Below are 15,031 nucleotides of genomic sequence, written 5' to 3'. Positions count from 1 at the left end.
TGCCATCAAGGGGATACCTCCGAGGCGCCCTTGATCAGCGGCGCAGTGCCGGCACGACCAGGAACGGAATCATTCCCAGGATCACGCTGACCAGCGCGAATGCGATTACCGGATTGTAGCTGTGGGCGAAGTCGTGGATCAGGCCGCCGGCCCAGGATCCGAACGCGGAGCCGAGCCCGCTGCCGATCGAGATGGTGCCATAGATCGTGCCGACCCGCTTGCCGCGGAAGATCTTCATCGCGGTGGCCGTGATCAGCGGGCCGCGCGAGCCGATCATGCTGCCGAAGGTGACGACGAAACCGGTGAGGAGCCAGAAGTTCGGATACCACTGCAGCAGCCAGAGCAGGATGATGCCGAGGATCGAGATCGCATAGCTGAGCAGGACCGACGGCCGGCGTCCGATGATGCTGTCGAGTTCGGAAACGCCGAGCATGCCGAACAGCAGCACGACGCCGCTGAACCCCCAGGCGGTCGCGGCCTGTAGCGGCGGAAAGCCGGCGTCGATCAGATAGGCGACGATCTGTGCCGAGATCGCGTACATGCCGATCGCGGTGAAGAAGAACGTGGCAAACAGCGCCCAGAAGGCGTGGTGGCGTATCGCGCCGAGCAGCGTCCAGCCTTCGTCTACGATGTCAAGATCGGCTTTCTTCACCACATGCGGCGAGCCGCGCGAGAACCGCCGCCATGGCAACAGCAATAGCGGCACCAGCAGGCACAGCGCCGTGATGCCGAAGATCTGGTAGGCGCCGCGCCAGCCGACGCGATCGATCAAGAGCTGCGAGGCCGGGAGCAGCACGAGCACCCCGGCGCCGGTTGCGGAATAGACCACCGCCATCGCGGTCGGCAGGCGAGGGCCAAACCAGCGGCCGAGCAGGATCGAGTTCGGCACATTGCCGATGAAGGCGATCCCGACTCCGACGCAGAGGCCGATGCTGAACTGCAATTGCCAGAGATATTGCGCATGCGCGGCGACCAGGAATGAGCCGCCGAGCAGAAGCAGTCCGAGCGAATAGACAGCGCGCGGCCCCGAATGGTCGAACAGGCGGCCGATCAGCGGCGCGGTGAGGCCGCCGGCAAGCCAGGTCAGCGAATAGACCGAGACGATCTGCGCGCGGTCCCAGCCGAAACTTTCCGAGATCGGTTTCAGGAAGACGGTGAAACTCTCGCCGAGGCCGCGGCCGATCAGCGCGAGTGCAAAGCACAGCGCGAGCACGTTGAGCGCGACGCGCGTCGGCGGCTTCGCCGCCATTTCCTCCCCGAGCGTGTTCTTGTCCATGAGAGGAGGGAGCGCGTTTCCGCGCCTCCCCACAAGCCGCAAAAAGCGAATGCGCCTATGCAGCCTTCAACAGGACGTGCCGCTTCTTGCCAAGCGACAGCTTGATCACGCCTTCCGCAGTGAGGTCGGACGGCGTCAGCACCATCTTCTCGTCGGTGACAGCGACGTCGTTGACGCGCAATCCGCCGCCCTTGATCTGGCGCCGTGCCTCGCCGTTGGAGGCGACGAGGCCGGCCTTCACATAGGCAGCCAGCACGCTGATGCCGGCATCCAGTTCGCTGCGCGGAATTTCGATCGTGGGCAGCGTCTCCGCGAGCGCGCCTTCCTCGAAGGTGCGGCGCGCGGTCTCGGCGGCCTCAACGGCGGCATCGCGGCCGTGGAGCAGGGAGGTCGCCTCGGTTGCCAGCACCTTCTTGGCCTCGTTGATCTCGGAGCCCTGCAGCGCCTCCAGCTTCCCGATCTCGCTCATCGAAAGCGTCGTGAACAGTTTCAGGAATCGTCCGACGTCGGCGTCTTCCGTATTGCGCCAGTATTGCCAGTAATCGTAGGGGCTGAACTGGTCGGCGTTCAGCCAGACCGCGCCGGCCGCGGTCTTGCCCATCTTGGCGCCGGAAGCCGTGGTCAACAGCGGTGTCGTCAATGCGTAGAGCTGATGGGTGCCCATGCGGCGGCCGAGGTCCACACCGGTCACGATGTTCCCCCATTGATCGGAGCCGCCCATCTGCAGATTGCAGCCGTAGCGACGTGCCAGTTCGACGAAGTCGTAGGACTGCAGGATCATGTAGTTGAATTCGATAAAGCTCATCTCCTGGTCGCGATCGAGGCGGAGCTTGACCGAGTCCATGGAAAGCATGCGGTTCACGGAGAAGTGCCGACCGATATCCCGCAACATTTCGATGTAATTGAGCTTGGTCAGCCACTCCGCATTGTCGGCCATCACGGCATCGGTCTTGCCTTCCCCAAACTTCAGGAAGCGCTTGAAGACGTGCTTGATCGATTCCTTGTTCGCGTCAATTTGCTCGATGGAGAGAATTTGGCGCGTTTCGTCCTTGCCCGAGGGGTCGCCGACGCGCGTGGTGCCGCCGCCCATCAAGGTGATCGGTTTGCCGCCAGCGGTTTCCTGCAGCCAGTGCAGCATCATGGCCGACAACAAATGGCCGATATGCAGGGACGGGGCCGTGCAGTCGTAGCCTACATAGGCCACGATCTCCCCCTTGGCGGCGAGCGCGTCGATGCCCGCCGCGTCCGACACCTGATGAACGAAGCCGCGCCACTGCAGCTCATTCATAAAATCCGATTTAAATGTAGTCATTTGTCGGCGACTCTGATCATTCTTGTTTTACGGTAATTGCAGCCGGTTGCGGAACCATGACCGAACGGGCTGCCGCCGCGAGGCGCGCTGTGGCATTATAAGATGTGCTTGTTTGATACAAGCCGGGCATCAGGGCAGGGCAAAAGGGGCGTCGAAGGCACAGGGATGATGTTGACCGCACTCGGTCTGATGAGCGGGACCTCACTCGACGGGGTCGACGTGGCACTGATCGAAACCGATGGAAAGCAGGTCAAGTCGTTCGGGCCGTCCGGCTACCGGCCCTACACCAATGCCGAGCGCAGCCTGCTGCGCCAGGCGCTTACCGAGGCCGTCCATCTATCGCACCGCGACGCCCGGCCCGGGATCCTTGCCGAGGCCGAACGCGCCGTCACGCTGGCGCATGCCGAGGCGGTCGCCGCCTTCACCGCGCAGAATCGCATCACGCCCGAACACATCGACATTGTCGGCTTCCACGGCCAGACCGTGCTGCACCGGCCCGAGCGCCAATTGACGGTGCAGATCGGCGACGCTGCGGCGCTGGCGAAGGCGATCCACATTCCCGTGATGTATGATTTCCGCGCCGCCGATGTGGCGTCTGGCGGGCAGGGCGCGCCGTTCGTGCCGGTCTACCACCGGGCGCTGGTGCAATCCGTGCAGCGCGAGGGGCCGACCGTGGTGGTCAATGTCGGCGGCGTCTCCAACATCACCTATATCGACGGCGCCGACACGCTGATCGCCTGCGACACCGGTCCCGGCAACGCGCTGCTCGACGACTACATGTTCCGCATGATGAGCCAGCCGTTCGACACCGATGGCCGGTTCGCCGCCCAGGGCAGGGCCAATGAGGCCTGGATTGCCCGCGCGCTGGAATTGCCGTTCTTCGCGCTGCTGCCGCCGAAATCGCTGGATCGCAATGATTTCGCCGCATTGAAGCTCGGGGACGTCGCACCCGCCGACGGCGCGGCGACGCTGACCGCCTTCACCGCGGCCGCGATTGCCCGCGTGGTGCCGCTATTGCCGAAGGTGCCGAAGAGCTGGATTGTCGCCGGCGGCGGTGCGCGCAATCTGACCATGCTGCGGATGCTGCGCGAGCGGGTTGCGCCCGCGACCGTCGAAGCGGCCGATGCGCTCGGCTGGTCGCCGGACGCGATCGAGGCACAGGCGTTCGGATTCCTCGCCGTGCGCGGCATGAAGGGCCTGCCGCTCAGTTATCCCGCCACGACCGGCGTGCCGATTCCCATGACCGGGGGTGTCATCGCGCGGCCTTAAAGGGTAGATGCAATTGCATCCTTCTTGACTGTTTTATGCAAATGCATTTAGATGCATGCGAGTGCATGAAACTAGCGAGGAGTGCGCCATGGCCGCTGCGTTGAAACTGATCAGCCACAAGCTCTGTCCCTATGTGCAGCGCGCGGTGATCGCTCTCGCAGAGAAGGGCGTCGCCTTCGAACGGATCGATATCGATCTCGCTAACAAGCCGGACTGGTTTCTGAAGATATCGCCGCTTGGTAAGGTGCCGGTACTGACGGTTGCGACCGAAAAGGGCGAGGTGGCGCTGTTCGAGAGCAACGTGATCTGCGAATACATCGAGGAGACGCAACCTGGCGCCAAGCTGCACCCGCAGAACCCGCTTGCGCGCGCCGAACATCGCGCCTGGATGGAATTCGGCTCGGCGATTTTGAGCGATCTCTGGGGCCTCGAGACTGCCAAGGATGCCGCGACCTTCGAGGCCAAGCGGGAGGCGGTCACCACCAAATTCGCCCGCATCGAGGCGGCGCTCGGCGCGGGTCCGTACTTTGCAGGCGAGGAATTCAGCCTGGTGGATGCGGTGTTCGCGCCGATCTTCCGCTATTTCGACGTGTTCGACGAATTCATCGACCTTGCGGTGTTCAAGGACATGCCGAAGGCTCGGAAGTGGCGCGCGGAGTTGGCGAAACGCCCGAGCGTGAAGGCCGCGGTTGGCGCCGACTATCCGCAATTGCTGCGCGCCTTCCTCAAGCAGCATGACGCGCATTTGTTGAAGCTTGCGGCGTAACGCGGCCGTCTTCGTAGCTAGGATGGAGCGGAGCGCAATCCGGGGCCGCTCGTGACGCGGATGCAGTTGTCCCGGGTTGCGCTTCGCTCCACCCGGGCTACGGGATCGCGGCGTCAGCGCACGTTGGCGAGACGCATGTCGAGATAGCCGGTGACCGTTTCCATCAATGGCTCAAGCTTGCCGTCGAAGAAATGGTTGGCGCCGGGGATGATCTGCTGATCGATCACGATGCCCTTCTGCGTCTTCAATTTCTCGACCAGCGTGTTGACGTCCTTGGGCGGCACCACGGCGTCCTTGTCGCCATGCACGATCAGTCCGGAGGAAGGGCAGGGCGCCAGGAACGAGAAGTCATAGAGATTGGCCGGCGGCGCGATCGAGATGAATCCCTCGACCTCGGGCCGGCGCATCAGAAGCTGCATGCCGATCCAGGCGCCGAACGAAAAGCCCGCGACCCAGCAGGCGCGCGCCTCGGGATTGATGCTCTGCGCCCAGTCGAGCGCGGAGGCTGCATCCGACAATTCGCCGGTGCCGTGGTCGAACGAGCCCTGGCTGCGGCCGACCCCGCGGAAGTTGAAGCGCAGCACCGAGAAGCCGCGATGCGCGAAGGCATAGTAGCACTGGTAGACGATCTGGTGATTCATCGTGCCGTGAAACTGCGGGTGCGGATGCAGGATCATGGCGATCGGCGCGTTCTTCTGCTTGGCCGGGTGGTAGCGGCCTTCGAGACGGCCCGCCGGGCCGTTGAAAATAACTTCAGGCATCAGTGATCCCTTGAGTGATCCTACGCTTGACCCTTGGTTGGCGCTGAGCAATCAACCGAGTTGTGCTGACTTCATCGGCCCCCGGCAGATAAAGTGGCTGGATTTACCGTGAACGGCGTCGTCAGGCGGCTTCCCGCGAACGAACGACGCCTCGGTTGGTTTTTGAGGCCCGCGCGTTCTAGCATGAGGCGAGGGGCAAAAAGCAAGCATCTTGAACAACGCCAAGCGTGTTCAATGCGTTAGCTGGTGATTGCGGGCGGTGCTGCGATCACCAACTGGCATAACGCCGGCAGGATTCGAGCGAAGATTGCCGGCTAGAACCCGCAAGAAGTGCTAAGGTATTATATTACTCCATGGCGGACCGCGTCTATCTCGACTGGAATGCGACCACGCCGATTCGCCCCGAGGCGAAGGCGGCGATGGCTGCCGCGTGGGAGCTGTGCGGCAATCCGTCCTCGGTGCATGCCGAGGGGCGGCAGGCGCGGCGGCTGATCGAGGAGGCGAGAAGCGCGATTGCCGCGGCGGTCGGCGGCAGGGCGCAGGATGTGGTGTTTGCCTCTGGCGGCACGGAAGCGAATGCGCTGGCGTTGACGCCGGGGGTGCGACGCGGCGGTGGTGCTGCTGTCCAGCGGCTCCTGGTGTCGGCGATCGAGCATGCCTCGGTGCTGTCAGGGGGACGCTTTGCGGCCGAGGCGATCGAAACGGTCGCGGTGACGCCGTCAGGCGTGCTGGACCTCGATGATCTCCGCGGCAAGCTTGCTGACGGTCCGCCGGCATTGGTGTCGGTCATGCTGGCCAATAACGAGACCGGCGCACTGCAGCCGGTCAGGGAGGCGGCCGAGATCGTTCATGCCGCCAGCGGCTTGCTTCACGTCGATGCGATCCAGGCCTTCGGGAAAATTCCCTTCGATCTCGGCTCATTGCAGGCGGATATGGTGACGCTCTCCGCGCACAAGATCGGCGGCCCCAAGGGCGTCGGGGCCATGGTTCTGGTGGAGGGCGTGGAGAGGCTCGAACCGCTTCTGCGCGGCGGCGGCCAGGAGCTCGGGCGCCGCGCCGGTACGGAGAACGTTGCCGGCATCTCGGCCTTTGGCGCGGCTACCAAGGCCGCGATGGCAGGCCTCGCGACCGACGCAGTCCGGCTGCAGGCCCTAAGGGACCGACTTGAGGTTGGCCTGAGGGAAGTTGATGGTATTATTGTATTCTCGGATGGCGTGCCTCGGCTGCCCAATACGACGCTGTTCACCTCGCCCGGGCTGAAGGCCGAGACAGCCGTGATCGGCTTCGACCTCGCCGGAATCGCGGTATCCTCGGGTTCCGCGTGTTCCTCCGGAAAGGTCCAGCCGTCACATGTGCTGGCCGCGATGGGGTTCCGGCCGGACCTCGCCCAGGGAGCAGTGCGGCTTAGTCTTGGCTGGTCTACATCCACCACAGACATAGATTTGGCCGTAAAGGCTTGGCTAAAGCTCGCCAATACCTTACTTAGAGTGGGACGAAACACAGCTTGAACGGTTCTAAGCGGGTTTTCGTCCACTAACCGTACCACTCTTTAGAACTGATCCACCGCGGTCCTTGAAACCGCGAGCGGAGGATTAAATGCCTGCTGTACAGGAGACGGTCGACCGTGTCCGACGGATCGACGTCGATCAGTATCGATATGGGTTCGAGACGCTCATCGAGTCCGAAAAGGCCCCCAAGGGGCTGTCGGAAGATATCGTCCGCTTCATCTCAGAGAAAAAGAACGAACCGGCCTGGATGCTGGAATGGCGCCTGGAGGCGTACCGCCGCTGGCTGACCATGACCGAGCCGACCTGGGCGCGCGTCAACTATCCCAAGATCGACTACCAGGACCTCTATTATTACGCGGCGCCGAAGCCGAAGAAGACGCTGTCGTCGATCGACGAGATCGATCCGGAGATTCTCAAGACCTACGAGAAGCTCGGCATTCCCTTGCGGGAAGTCGCGATCCTCGAGGGTGTCGAGCCGCCTCCGGGCGGGGAGCCGTCGGAACAGCGCAAGATCGCGGTCGACGCCGTCTTCGACTCGGTGTCGGTTGCGACCACCTTCCAGAAGGAATTGAAGAAGGCCGGCGTGATCTTCATGCCGATCTCGGAAGCGATCCGCGAGCATCCTGAACTCGTGAGGAAGTATCTCGGCAGCGTGGTGCCGACGACGGACAACTTCTTCGCCACGCTGAACTCGGCGGTGTTCTCCGACGGCTCGTTCGTCTACGTGCCGCCGGGCGTCCGCTGCCCGATGGAACTGTCGACCTATTTCCGCATCAACGAGCGCAACACCGGCCAGTTCGAGCGCACGCTGATCATCGCCGACAAGGGCTCGTATGTCTCTTACCTTGAAGGCTGCACTGCGCCGCAGCGCGACGAGAATCAGCTCCACGCCGCCGTGGTCGAGCTCGTTGCGCTCGATGACGCCGAGATCAAATATTCGACGGTGCAGAACTGGTATCCCGGCAACTCGGAAGGCAAGGGCGGCATCTACAATTTCGTCACCAAGCGTGGCGATTGCCGCGGCGACCACTCGAAGATCTCCTGGACCCAGGTCGAGACCGGCTCCGCCATCACCTGGAAATATCCGAGCTGCATCCTGCGCGGCGACAATTCGCGCGGCGAGTTCTACTCGATCGCGATCTCGAACGGTTACCAGCAGGTCGATAGCGGCACCAAGATGATCCATCTCGGCAAGAACACCTCGAGCCGGATCATCTCCAAGGGCATCGCCGCCGGCAAGTCGCAGAACACCTATCGTGGCCTCGTCACCGCGCACCGCAAGGCCATCGGCGCGCGCAACTACACCGCCTGCGACTCGCTCCTGATCGGCGACAAATGCGGCGCGCACACCGTGCCTTACGTCGAGGCGAAGAACTCGTCGGCGACGTTCGAGCACGAGGCGACGACCTCGAAGATCTCCGAGGACGTGCTGTTCTACTGCGTGCAGCGCGGGCTGAGCCAGGAGGAAGCCGTCGGCCTCGTGGTCAACGGCTTCGTCAAGGACGTGCTGCAACAGCTCCCGATGGAGTTCGCGGTTGAGGCGCAGAAGCTGATCTCGATCTCTCTCGAAGGTTCGGTTGGATAATCCTCATCCCTGGCGGGCCTGCCGTACCGGCGCCTCGGGGTGACATCTAGGAAAACTGTAATGGCATTGCTTGAAGTGAAAGACCTGCAGGTCCGTGTCGAGGATCGCGAGATCCTCCATGGCCTGTCGCTGACCGTGAATCCCGGCGAGGTGCACGCGATCATGGGGCCGAACGGCTCCGGCAAATCGACGCTCTCGCACGTCATCGCCGGCAAGCCGGGCTATGAGGTCACCGGCGGACAGATCCTGTTCCGCGGCGAGGATCTCTTGGAGATGGCGCCCGACGAGCGCGCCGCCAAGGGCGTGTTCCTGGCGTTCCAGTACCCGGTCGAAATCCCCGGCGTCGCCACCATGAATTTCCTGCGCACTGCGCTGAACGCGCAGCGCAAGGCGCGCGGCGAGAGCGAATATTCGACACCGGACTTCCTGAAGAAAGTCCGCGAGGTCTCCAAGTCGCTCAGCATTCCGCAGGACATGCTCAAGCGCGGCGTCAATGTCGGCTTCTCCGGCGGCGAGAAGAAGCGCAACGAGATCCTGCAGATGGCGCTGTTCGAGCCGAGCCTCTGCATCCTCGATGAAATGGACTCAGGTCTCGACATCGACGCGCTCAGGATCGCGGCCGACGGTGTCAACGCGCTGCGTTCGTCCGAGCGTGCCATGGTCGTGATCACCCACTACCAGCGGCTGCTCAACTACATCGTGCCGGACTATGTGCACGTGATGGCCAAGGGCTCGGTGGTGAAGACTGGCGGCAAGGAACTGGCGCTGCAGCTGGAAGAATCCGGCTATGCGCAGTTCGAAGACGCCTAAGCCTGAACGGAATTCGTGATGAACGTCGTGTTGGCAAAAACCGATACCGGGCGCGCGGTGAGCACCAGTTTTGCGCTCGCGCGCGAGCGGTTGCCTGGCTCCGGCAAGGTCGCTGAGCAAAGGCGGCAGGCCTTTGAGGCCTTTGAGGGCGCGGGCCTTCCGCACCGCCGGATCGAGGACTGGAAATATACCGACCTGCGCGCGTTGATGCGCGAGGTGTTGCCGCTGGCGGCTGCACCCGATGCGGCGGCTCTGTCGCGCGCGGAAGCCGCGCTCAAGCTGCATACGATCGAAGGCACGCGGCGGCTCGTGCTGGTCGATGGCGTGTTCGCGCCAAAGCTTTCCGATCTCGGCAAGGGCGAGAAGGGCCTTTCGGTCCGCACGCTGCGCGAGGTGCTGGAGGCGGGGGACGGCCCGCTACAGGGCGAGTTGCTGGCATCAGATAACTCCAATCCCATGATCGCGCTGAACACGGCGATGGCGACCGACGGCGTCGTGATCGAAATTGCCAACGGCACCGTGTTGGAGCAGCCGCTGCACGTGGTCCATGTCGCAAGCGTGGGCGCACCGGCTGCGATGTTCACGCGTTCGCTGCTCCGGCTGGGCCGCGATGTGAGTGCGACGCTGGTGGAAAGCTTCGTCGCCACCGAAGGTGCAAAGGCGTATCAGACCTACGACTCCCTGATCGTTTCGCTCGGCGACAATGCGCGGCTCGATCATCTCCGCCTGATCGAAGACGGGTTAGAGGCCTTCAACATTGCTTCTGCCGCGGTGACGCTCGGCGCGCATGCGCAGCTCAACACCTTTGGCATGGTCTCGGGCGCTGGTGTCAGCCGCTATCAGCCGACCATCGTCTTTGCGGGCGAGGGCGCGCGGGTCGACACCAACGGCGTCAATCTGATCAAGGGTCGGCAGCATGCCGACACCACGATGTTCATGGATCACGCGGTGCCGCACTGCGCCAGCCGCGAGGTGTTCCGCGCCGTGATCGACGACCGCGCCCACTCGGTGTTCCAGGGCCGCATCGTCGTCCGTCCGGACGCGCAGAAGACCGACGCCAAGATGATGACGCGGGCGCTCCTGCTCTCCGACGAGGCCGAGGCCGACAACAAGCCGGAACTCGAGATTTTTGCCGACGACGTCACCTGCGGCCATGGCGCGACCACCGGCGCGCTGGACGAAAGCCTGTTGTTCTATCTGCGTGCGCGCGGTCTTCCCGAGAAGGAAGCGCAGGCGCTCCTGATCCAGGCCTTCGTCGGCGAGGCCATCGAATCGATCGCGAACGATTCGCTGCGAGAGCATGTGATCGCGGCGGCACAGCGCTGGCTGGAGGCACGGGGATGAGTACGCATCCGGCGGTCGCCAATGGCGCTTACGACATCGCGCGGGTGCGCGAGGATTTTCCGGCGCTGGCGCTTAAGGTCTACGGCAAGCCGCTGGTCTATCTCGACAACGCGGCCTCCGCGCAGAAACCGAACGCGGTGCTCGACCGTATGGCCGAGGCCTACAAGACCGAATACGCCAATGTGCATCGCGGCCTGCACTACCTCGCCAATGCCGCGACCGAGGCTTACGAAGGCGCCCGCACCAAAGTGGCGAAGTTCGTCAACGCGCGGCGCAGCGAAGAGATCATCTTCACCCGCAACGTCACCGAGGCGATCAACCTGGTCGCCTCGTCATGGGGCGAGCCCAATATCGGGCAGGGCGACGAGATCGTGCTCTCGATCATGGAGCACCATTCCAACATCGTGCCCTGGCATTTCCTGCGGGAGCGGTATGGCGCTGTCATCAAATGGGCGCCGGTCGACGACGACGGCAATTTCCTGATCGAGGAATTCGAGAAGCTCCTCTCGCCGCGCACCAAGCTGGTGGCGATCACGCAGATGTCGAACGCGCTCGGAACGCTGGTTCCGGTCAAGGAGGTCGTCAGGATCGCGCATGCGCGCGGCATTCCCGTGCTGGTCGACGGCGCGCAGGGGGCCGTGCATCTGCCGATCGACGTCCAGGACCTCGACTGCGATTTCTACGCCTTCACCGGCCACAAGGTTTACGGCCCGACCGGCATCGGCGTGCTCCATGCCAAGCATGAGCACTTGGTCGCGATGCGGCCGTATAACGGCGGCGGCGAGATGATCCGCGAGGTTGCGAAGGACTGGGTCACCTATGGCGACCCGCCGCACAAATTCGAGGCCGGAACCCCGCCGATCGTCCAGGCGATCGGGCTCGGCGCTGCGATCGACTACGTCAATTCGATCGGCAAGGAGCGCATCGCCGCCCATGAGCACGACCTGCTCACCTACGCCCAGGAGCGCCTGCGCGAGATCAATTCGCTGCGGCTGATCGGCACCGCCCGGGAGAAGGGGCCGGTGATCTCCTTCGAGATGAAGGGCGCCCACCCCCATGATGTCGCGACCGTGATCGATCGCCAAGGCATTGCGGTGCGCGCCGGCACCCATTGCGTGATGCCGCTCTTAGAGCGGTTCAATGTCACAGCCACGTGCCGGGCCTCGTTCGGCATGTATAATACGAGGGAAGAGGTCGACCATCTGGCGCAAGCCTTGATCAAGGCCGGGGAATTGTTCGCATGACCGAGACAGCCGACGACGTCAAAACCGCCCATGTGGAGACGAGCTCCGCCTTGCCGCCGGAAGAGACCGAGCGTCTCAGCCAGGAGATCGTGGCCGCGTTGAAGACGGTGTTCGACCCGGAAATCCCGGCCGACATCTATGAGCTCGGATTGATCTACAAGGTCGATCTCAAGGACGACCGCAGCGTCGACGTCTTGATGACGCTGACCACGCCGAACTGCCCGGCGGCCGGCGAATTGCCAACCATGGTGGAGAATGCGCTGGCCAGTGTTCCCGGCATCGGCGTCGTCAACGTCAACCTGGTCTGGGAGCCGGCGTGGACGCCGGATCGGATGAGCGACGAGGCCCGTCTCGTGCTCAACATGTGGTGAGGGTCATTGCCGAAGCTATCCGGTGTCATCGAGACCGCACTCTATGTCGATGACCTCGACCGCGCCCGTGCGTTCTACACCGATGTGCTTGGCCTTGAGCCGCTGACGAGCGATTCGCGGTTTATGGCCTTCGACATAGGAGGCCGCAATGTGCTGCTGCTGTTTCGTCGCGGCGCCACGCTCGAGACGGTTCATCTGCCGGGCGGCACCATTCCGCCGCACAACGGCAACGGCCCGATCCATGCGGCCTTTGCCATCGCCGCGGACGAACTGCCGGCCTGGGAAAAGCGGCTCGGCGAGCACGATGTTGCGATCGAAGGCAGGACCGATTGGCCGCGCGGCGGCAAGAGCATCTACTTCCGCGATCCGGACAATCACCTGCTGGAACTGGTCACACCGGGAGTATGGGCCATCTACTAGGCGAGGCGTTCGGAGAAGTTCTAGCCAATTGCGAACATGAGACCTTCACAGCCGGAATTTCGTTGTTATTTTTGAGACGACAGACTTTGCCGCTCTGCGTCGTAGGGAGAGAGCCGCCGCAATGGACACCATCGCACCAGTTGCTAAGCCGAAGCCGCGGCCGCGCCCGCAGGTGATGAGGCTGACGGACGCCGCGGCAGCGCGGATCACGGAACTGACCAAGCGCGCCGATTCTGAGATCGTCGGCCTTCGCGTCGGCATCAAGAATGGCGGCTGCGCCGGTCAGTCCTATACGGTCGAATACGCCCACGAAATCCGGCCGACGGACGAGGTGGTCGAGGACAAGGGCGTGAAGATCCTGGTCGATCCTAAGGCGGTCCTGTTCCTGCTCGGCACCGAGATGGACTACAAGGCCGATAAGATGCAGGCGCAGTTCATCTTCAACAACCCGAACCAGGTTTCTGCCTGCGGCTGCGGCGAGTCGGTGCAGCTCACGCCGGCGAAGGTGTAACGAGCTGCCGCAGCTTGCGCTAACCTCATCCTGAGGAGGCCGCGCTGCGGCCGTCTCGAAGGATGGCCACGGGCGAGAGCGGGGCCTCATGGTTCTCAAGGCGATGCGAAGCATCGTCCGGGGACGCGCTGGCGCGCTCCTCACCATGAGGGGTTGCAGTGGGGGCTGTCGTGGACCGCGAATTCCTGATCGACCTGTTTGCCGATTTCGGCCCGGTCACCATCCGCCGCATGTTTTCCGGCTACGGCATCTCCGCTGACGGTACCAACTTCGCGCTGTCGCTGCGCGCGGGGCTCTATTTCCGTGCCGATGAAGAGACCATTCCGCGGTTTGAAGCGGAAGGCTCGAAGCCGTTCCAATATCAGACGAGCACCCGGACCGTTACGGTGAACTCCTACTGGCAGTTGCCGGCGCGGTTGTTCGACGATTCGGAAGAGCTGGCGCAATGGGCAAGGGCCGCACTCGCCGCCGCGCAGCGCGCCGCGTTGCGCAAGCGGCCGAAGGGGAGGAAGGCGGCGAAGAAGGCCTCGGCGAAGAAAGCCAAGAAGACGCCAAGTCGTAGGGTGGGCAAAGCGAAGCGTGCCCACCGTTCCAGATAGCGCGTGCGATGGTGGGCACGGCGCAAGTGCGCCTTTGCCCACCCTACGCAGCTCCAGCCCGTCATTGCGAGGAGCGCAGCGACGAAGCAATCCATGTCTCCACAAGCGGTGAGATGGATTGCTTCGCTTCGCTCGCAATGACGGGGAAAGAGCATGCTGGAAAACGCGAAAACCGCCGCGAAGCCGTCAAGCAACGCGGCTGCGGATCTCGGCGGTGTATTCGGGGTCGACTTCGCAGACCACGCGATTGCGGCCGGCGCGTTTGGCGGCATAGAGGCAGGCGTCGGCACGTTCGATCAGCGCATCCGTGTCGTCGCCCGCCTTCAGCAGGGAGACACCGACCGAGATGGTGACGCGGCCGAGAATCTCGCCGGTGGATTTCTTCTTCAATTCCTTCGCCATCACGGCGCGGCGGATGTGGTCGGCCACCGTCAGCGCCTGGCGTAGGCTGGTGTTGGGCAGCACGACCGCGAATTCCTCGCCGCCGTAGCGCGCGGTGATGTCCTGGCCCTTGATGGTCTGCTTCAAGGACATGCCGACCAGCCGCAGCACCTGGTCGCCGGTGAGATGGCCGTAGGAATCGTTGAACGATTTGAAATGGTCGATGTCGAACATCAGCAGCGACAGCGGCTGGTCATTGGCGATCGCGGTCTGCACTGCCATCTCGATCGAGCGGTCGAAATATTTGCGGTTGCCGAGTCCGGTCAGCGGATCGGTCAGGCTCTCGGCGCGGATCGCCTCCAAGCTGTGCTGGAGATTGCTGATTTCGGTCTTTGACAGCGCCAGGCGGTTCTCGAGCGCCTTGTTAGTTTCGCGCATCTCGTGCGTGGACTTCACAAGCTGCTCGATGATCGGCTTGAGCTGGTCGCGATTCTTCACGCTCGCGAGCCTTTCGCTGGCGCCGCTCAGGCTTGCGTCGTAGCTCGCAGACATGCCGAGCGCGTCCGAGATCAGCGTCACGACATCGTCGATCTCGCCGATGACACGCGCGCCGACCTTGTCGATACGATCGGAGGTCTTGATGTGGGAGAGATAGGTCTCGTAGATCTGCTCGAGATCGGCTTCGCTCAGCTTGCCGTTGCGCGCCAGAGTCTCGTTGATGATCTTATTGAGCGGAGCGTTGTATCCGGTCGCATAGACGTACCAGATTTCGTAATTGCGGGGGACGGCGGTCTGACGAAGCGACCTGATCTGGCCAAGCGCAACCTCGGCAAAAGCCATCGTGCGTTCGTGTTCGTCCAGCAGCTTGACCACT

Annotated in this window: 15 protein-coding genes; 11 read left to right on the top strand and 4 right to left on the bottom strand. The window is 63.2% G+C overall.

What is annotated here, in order from left to right; all coding sequences use genetic code 11:
• Positions 1-34: 34 nt before the first annotated feature.
• Positions 35-1,276, bottom strand: a complete 1,242-nt coding sequence (locus tag AAFX91_RS04000) for an MFS transporter (protein ID WP_130578805.1) — start codon at positions 1,274-1,276, stop codon at positions 35-37.
• A gap of 55 nt (positions 1,277-1,331) precedes the next feature.
• Complete coding sequence (gene tyrS, locus AAFX91_RS03995; RefSeq protein WP_130578804.1) at positions 1,332-2,588, bottom strand: tyrosine--tRNA ligase; 1,257 nt, start codon at positions 2,586-2,588, stop codon at positions 1,332-1,334.
• A 165-nt stretch (positions 2,589-2,753) separates the two neighbouring features.
• Between tyrS and AAFX91_RS03990 the strand changes: the two genes are divergently transcribed.
• Together AAFX91_RS03990 and AAFX91_RS03985 are read left to right on the top strand one after the other, a co-directional pair.
• A complete protein-coding gene (locus tag AAFX91_RS03990) occupies positions 2,754-3,857 on the top strand; it encodes an anhydro-N-acetylmuramic acid kinase (protein WP_130578803.1) in 1,104 nt (367 codons plus the stop codon).
• An 88-nt stretch (positions 3,858-3,945) separates the two neighbouring features.
• Positions 3,946-4,623: a glutathione S-transferase family protein gene (locus AAFX91_RS03985; RefSeq protein ID WP_130578802.1), complete on the top strand. Its 678-nt coding sequence runs from the start codon at positions 3,946-3,948 to the stop codon at positions 4,621-4,623.
• A gap of 113 nt (positions 4,624-4,736) precedes the next feature.
• On the opposite strand, the gene AAFX91_RS03980 is transcribed toward AAFX91_RS03985, so the two are convergent.
• On the bottom strand, positions 4,737-5,384 hold the full coding sequence (locus AAFX91_RS03980) for an alpha/beta hydrolase (RefSeq protein WP_028169230.1): 648 nt from the start codon (positions 5,382-5,384) through the stop codon (positions 4,737-4,739).
• Between the two features lie 353 nt (positions 5,385-5,737).
• On the opposite strand from AAFX91_RS03980, the gene AAFX91_RS03975 reads away from it, so the two are divergent.
• The 9 genes from AAFX91_RS03975 (at position 5,738) to AAFX91_RS03935 (ending at position 13,776) form a co-directional block, all read left to right on the top strand.
• A complete protein-coding gene (locus tag AAFX91_RS03975) occupies positions 5,738-6,892 on the top strand; it encodes a cysteine desulfurase family protein (RefSeq protein WP_130578801.1) in 1,155 nt (384 codons plus the stop codon).
• Between the two features lie 88 nt (positions 6,893-6,980).
• Positions 6,981-8,477: a Fe-S cluster assembly protein SufB gene (gene sufB, locus AAFX91_RS03970; RefSeq protein ID WP_130578800.1), complete on the top strand. Its 1,497-nt coding sequence runs from the start codon at positions 6,981-6,983 to the stop codon at positions 8,475-8,477.
• Positions 8,478-8,537: 60 nt separating this feature from the next.
• The gene (sufC, locus tag AAFX91_RS03965) at positions 8,538-9,287 is read left to right on the top strand and encodes a Fe-S cluster assembly ATPase SufC (RefSeq protein WP_130578799.1); all 750 of its coding nucleotides are present in this window, start codon (positions 8,538-8,540) and stop codon (positions 9,285-9,287) included.
• Between the two features lie 18 nt (positions 9,288-9,305).
• Positions 9,306-10,631, top strand: coding sequence for a Fe-S cluster assembly protein SufD (gene sufD / locus AAFX91_RS03960; protein WP_282527955.1), 1,326 nt, complete (start codon positions 9,306-9,308; stop codon positions 10,629-10,631).
• Positions 10,628-11,875, top strand: a complete 1,248-nt coding sequence (locus tag AAFX91_RS03955) for a cysteine desulfurase (RefSeq protein WP_130578797.1) — start codon at positions 10,628-10,630, stop codon at positions 11,873-11,875. The genes sufD and AAFX91_RS03955 overlap by 4 nt, the downstream gene beginning before the upstream one ends.
• Positions 11,872-12,246, top strand: coding sequence for an SUF system Fe-S cluster assembly protein (locus AAFX91_RS03950; protein ID WP_130578796.1), 375 nt, complete (start codon positions 11,872-11,874; stop codon positions 12,244-12,246). The genes AAFX91_RS03955 and AAFX91_RS03950 overlap by 4 nt, the downstream gene beginning before the upstream one ends.
• A gap of 6 nt (positions 12,247-12,252) precedes the next feature.
• Positions 12,253-12,666, top strand: a complete 414-nt coding sequence (locus tag AAFX91_RS03945; protein WP_130578795.1) for a VOC family protein — start codon at positions 12,253-12,255, stop codon at positions 12,664-12,666.
• Positions 12,667-12,787: 121 nt separating this feature from the next.
• On the top strand, positions 12,788-13,177 hold the full coding sequence (locus tag AAFX91_RS03940) for an iron-sulfur cluster assembly accessory protein (protein ID WP_130584210.1): 390 nt from the start codon (positions 12,788-12,790) through the stop codon (positions 13,175-13,177).
• Positions 13,178-13,347: 170 nt separating this feature from the next.
• A complete protein-coding gene (locus tag AAFX91_RS03935; RefSeq protein WP_130584211.1) occupies positions 13,348-13,776 on the top strand; it encodes a TfoX/Sxy family protein in 429 nt (142 codons plus the stop codon).
• A 186-nt stretch (positions 13,777-13,962) separates the two neighbouring features.
• On the opposite strand, the gene AAFX91_RS03930 is transcribed toward AAFX91_RS03935, so the two are convergent.
• Positions 13,963-15,030 carry a GGDEF domain-containing protein gene (locus AAFX91_RS03930; protein WP_130584209.1) on the bottom strand — a complete coding sequence of 356 codons (1,068 nt, stop codon included), beginning with the start codon at positions 15,028-15,030 and terminating at the stop codon, positions 13,963-13,965.
• Position 15,031: the final 1 nt, after the last annotated feature.

This window comes from Bradyrhizobium sp. 31Argb (assembly GCF_043638955.1).
GTDB lineage: Bacteria > Pseudomonadota > Alphaproteobacteria > Rhizobiales > Xanthobacteraceae > Bradyrhizobium.
The sequence above is the reverse complement of the archived record's forward strand: the minus strand, read 5'-3'. Positions and strand labels throughout refer to the sequence as shown.

Bases quoted from the DNA above. Each gene is read 5' to 3' on its own strand.
- AAFX91_RS04000 (WP_130578805.1), bottom strand. From the start codon at position 1,276: ATGGACAAGAACACGCTCGGGGAGGAAATGGCGGCGAAGCCGCCGACG.
- tyrS (WP_130578804.1), bottom strand. From the start codon at position 2,588: ATGACTACATTTAAATCGGATTTTATGAATGAGCTGCAGTGGCGCGGC.
- AAFX91_RS03990 (WP_130578803.1), top strand. From the start codon at position 2,754: ATGATGTTGACCGCACTCGGTCTGATGAGCGGGACCTCACTCGACGGG.
- AAFX91_RS03985 (WP_130578802.1), top strand. From the start codon at position 3,946: ATGGCCGCTGCGTTGAAACTGATCAGCCACAAGCTCTGTCCCTATGTG.
- AAFX91_RS03980 (WP_028169230.1), bottom strand. From the start codon at position 5,384: ATGCCTGAAGTTATTTTCAACGGCCCGGCGGGCCGTCTCGAAGGCCGC.
- AAFX91_RS03975 (WP_130578801.1), top strand. From the start codon at position 5,738: ATGGCGGACCGCGTCTATCTCGACTGGAATGCGACCACGCCGATTCGC.
- sufB (WP_130578800.1), top strand. From the start codon at position 6,981: ATGCCTGCTGTACAGGAGACGGTCGACCGTGTCCGACGGATCGACGTC.
- sufC (WP_130578799.1), top strand. From the start codon at position 8,538: ATGGCATTGCTTGAAGTGAAAGACCTGCAGGTCCGTGTCGAGGATCGC.
- sufD (WP_282527955.1), top strand. From the start codon at position 9,306: ATGAACGTCGTGTTGGCAAAAACCGATACCGGGCGCGCGGTGAGCACC.
- AAFX91_RS03955 (WP_130578797.1), top strand. From the start codon at position 10,628: ATGAGTACGCATCCGGCGGTCGCCAATGGCGCTTACGACATCGCGCGG.
- AAFX91_RS03950 (WP_130578796.1), top strand. From the start codon at position 11,872: ATGACCGAGACAGCCGACGACGTCAAAACCGCCCATGTGGAGACGAGC.
- AAFX91_RS03940 (WP_130584210.1), top strand. From the start codon at position 12,788: ATGGACACCATCGCACCAGTTGCTAAGCCGAAGCCGCGGCCGCGCCCG.